The organism is Microcoleus pseudofavosus SVA1_A4 (assembly GCF_036700565.1).
Taxonomy (GTDB): Bacteria; Cyanobacteriota; Cyanobacteriia; order Cyanobacteriales; family Microcoleaceae; genus Microcoleus.
In genome coordinates, this window is the sequence record NZ_JAUBPE010000167.1 from 1 (window position 1) to 2852 (window position 2852).

A 2852-nucleotide genomic window follows, 5' to 3' on the forward strand; every position below is an offset into this window, starting at 1 on the left:
AGCTAAAGATTCCATCCTGTTTTGAATAATGTTTTTGGATCTTGATCGCTACATCATACATCAATTCAGCAACGCCTTTTTTTGATTCTAACTACTTATTATCATAGACGGAAGAACCCGCAGGCAGCCAAGGCTCTGCATGAGGTCTGTCAGAGGTTGGTTGCGAAAGGTTGCGAGTTGAATTAAGGCTTGAATGCGGGTAACGTTGAGTTGTTCAAGGCGATCGCTCATTTGGATCAGTTGCTTGTGTTCTTCGGGAGTCAGGGTTTCGGCATGACGCTTGGCGATGAGGGCATTGTATTCTTCCCAGGTTTGTGCACTAAAGCCGATATTAATTTGTTGCAGCAAGTCGGCTTCAGTAGGTTGGGTGGTTGGAAGTCTAGGCTGGAGGCGTTCTTGCAGGGCGTTGAGGATGTAGCGATCGGGTTCAACGCCCTGTCGAGATGCTTCAGTGCGGATCTGGTGTTCGAGTTCGGGAGAGAGGTTGAGGGTGATGGTGGTCATGGTTATCTTGGCAGCAACATCTATTCATCATTTTAGTGATCGGGCTTTCACCTGATCTCTAACTTCATCGCCTGGGACTTCTCGATTTTACTGCCCGCGTCCTGGTTTGCAATCTACGAAACCTAATGCTTCTGTGTCGAGACAACTGGCGATCGAAATGGCGATCGGATCTTCAATTTTCGCAGCACGCGCGATTAGATCCGCTTTAATTCGTTCTGGCAAGCGTCTCAAAATGACTTCGGCATCAGCAGGAGAAAGTTGTTCTTGAAGTTTGGCTTGCATGGCATTCACCTTTGGGTTGGAATTTGATATACACTAAAGCCACTACCCAACTCAGATTTAGCGGTCTAACGGTGCCCATCACCCGCCGCAGATAACCTTTACATCATAACCGAATATCTCTCGGCGGTCGGTGTGCATGGGCGTTGTTGGGCGGCAGTTGGAGCTTTTAACCCGACGATGTTCGCTTTGAAAACCAGGCGTGAATGAAAAGGGTTTGGAAGAACAACACTGGAGTATCGAAGCCACCCGCTGCGATGATTGCTTCGATTTCAGGTGGGGTTAAAGCCGCGAGGTGAAGACGCCAGGCAGTGCGCATCCTTTCGATGTCTTCTTCACCCCAGCCAGAGCCTCCGAGCATTCGCAGCCAAACTTCAATCAAACTTTTATGAACCGGAGCCGACAGACCCAGAACCAGATCGGAATTGATCAAAATTCCACCGGGGTGAAGGCGTTGCGCGATTTGATTGAAAAAGTGGCTCCGCTCTGCCGCTTCTTTCAAGAATTGAGAAACCAAAAGGCAAGTCGTCGCATCGAACGGGTCAGAAGCAGGCAGCGAGTCGAGATAGCCTTCGTGGAAGGTGCAACGCGAGGTAATCCCATGTTCTTCGGCTTTCTGACGGCAGATATCCAGCATCGCAGATGCAGGCTCAACCGCTGTGAAATGACATTGCGGAAAGGCTTGTGCCAGAGCGATCATTTCCGTTCCGGTGCCGACACCGACACACAGAATCCGTGCCTCAGCCGGAAGCTCGGCGAAAATCTGGCGCATTAACGAAAAGAGCGCATCGCGAGACGATGCCCAACCAGCGGTTTTCTCGTCGTAGGAAGCCGCAGCCTTTTGGTCGAATGGGGTGGGTGATTGTTGGTTTTGCATAGTGAAAACGAAGGAGGCTACAATTAGTTTTGACAAGGCGCTTTTGTCCGTCCGAACTAACGCCGTTGTTGAGCATGATTTAGTCTAGAGGCAAGCATACCTACATCGGACTTTGCTCGAACTTCGGTGACAAGCTATTCATACATGTCCAAGGCTGAGCGCTCGATGTCCAGATATCCAGTTTCGGCTCGAAGTCAGCGGTGCTATCCAAGGTCGAAAACCGAACCGACATAAAAGCAGGACTGACCTCAGTGGAGGCAAATAAAGGACTGCCGCATATTGAGCAGAAATTTCGAGTTGTCTTTGCGCCACTTCCACCCACCACAGAATGCGCCGCTACTTCTCCGCTGATTTCCATCGCACTCGGGGTCACAATGAAGCCAGAGGCATACGGTGCCCCGCTAGAACGCTGACAATCTTTACAGTGGCAATTCAGCATGGCAATTGGTTCGGCATTGCATTGATAACGGACGGCACCACACGCGCAACCGCCAATAATAGGAATCGTCATACACTTTCCTCAATATACTCAAATTCCTGTGAAGCCAAACTTATAATTGTATCGCAGTTGCGGTACAATACCCAATACAATAGAAAAATACCGCCGATCACTCGATCGCTGATGTATTTCACCAAAAGTAGCAGTAATCCACACAGCAATCGCTGACGATTGATGAGCATTCAACCAAATTGTCATGCGGCTAAAACGGGACGATTGAGTTTTTGGACTGCATACATCAGCGCAGCTTTGAGATCGTTAAGTTCCAAGTCTGGCAATTCTTTGATAAACTCAAAAATTTGCTCACCAGCTAGCAACTCTAGGATATCGATGACTCGAATCCGCATTCCCCGGATGCAGGGACGATCGCCACATTGTCTGGGATTCACTGTGATTCTGTCAAACAGATAAGCAACGGATGCTGGCATTGGTTAAAATTGTTTGAAACCTTTGTCTCTAGCTTACTTCATTTATCGCCCCAAACTCACACCGCGATATAATTCTGCGATCGCCATCTACGGTAACGGGCGCTGACGAATTCGATCGCCTTAAACTACATCCGTTTCAGTAATTCATCGTACTCGTCGTGTGCACCAATCCAGTACCAGTAAATACGATGGGAGCATGTCACTTTTGCGATAAGTATTTATACTTGTGCAGTTTTTCGAGGTCTACCAATTAAGCCATTTAAGT

At 48.5% G+C, this 2852-nt stretch carries 6 protein-coding genes; all 6 read right to left on the minus strand.

Features of this window, described 5'->3' with window-relative positions:
* Positions 1-87 precede the first annotated feature (87 nt).
* Positions 88-504: a hypothetical protein gene (locus tag QUA02_RS33130; protein WP_333033964.1), complete on the minus strand. Its 417-nt coding sequence runs from the start codon at positions 502-504 to the stop codon at positions 88-90.
* 87 nt (positions 505-591) lie between these two features.
* A complete protein-coding gene (locus QUA02_RS33135) occupies positions 592-786 on the minus strand; it encodes a hypothetical protein (protein WP_333033965.1) in 195 nt (64 codons plus the stop codon).
* 166 nt (positions 787-952) lie between these two features.
* On the minus strand, positions 953-1660 hold the full coding sequence (locus tag QUA02_RS33140) for a class I SAM-dependent methyltransferase (protein ID WP_333033966.1): 708 nt from the start codon (positions 1658-1660) through the stop codon (positions 953-955).
* Between the two features lie 100 nt (positions 1661-1760).
* Complete coding sequence (locus QUA02_RS33145) at positions 1761-2171, minus strand: GFA family protein (protein ID WP_333033967.1); 411 nt, start codon at positions 2169-2171, stop codon at positions 1761-1763.
* Positions 2168-2341 (minus strand): hypothetical protein, encoded by a 174-nt coding sequence (locus QUA02_RS33150; RefSeq protein ID WP_333033969.1) that lies wholly within the window; start codon positions 2339-2341, stop codon positions 2168-2170. Before QUA02_RS33150 ends, QUA02_RS33145 begins: the two co-directional genes overlap by 4 nt.
* 12 nt (positions 2342-2353) lie before the next feature.
* Positions 2354-2587 carry a DUF433 domain-containing protein gene (locus QUA02_RS33155; RefSeq protein WP_333033971.1) on the minus strand — a complete coding sequence of 78 codons (234 nt, stop codon included), beginning with the start codon at positions 2585-2587 and terminating at the stop codon, positions 2354-2356.
* Positions 2588-2852: the final 265 nt, after the last annotated feature.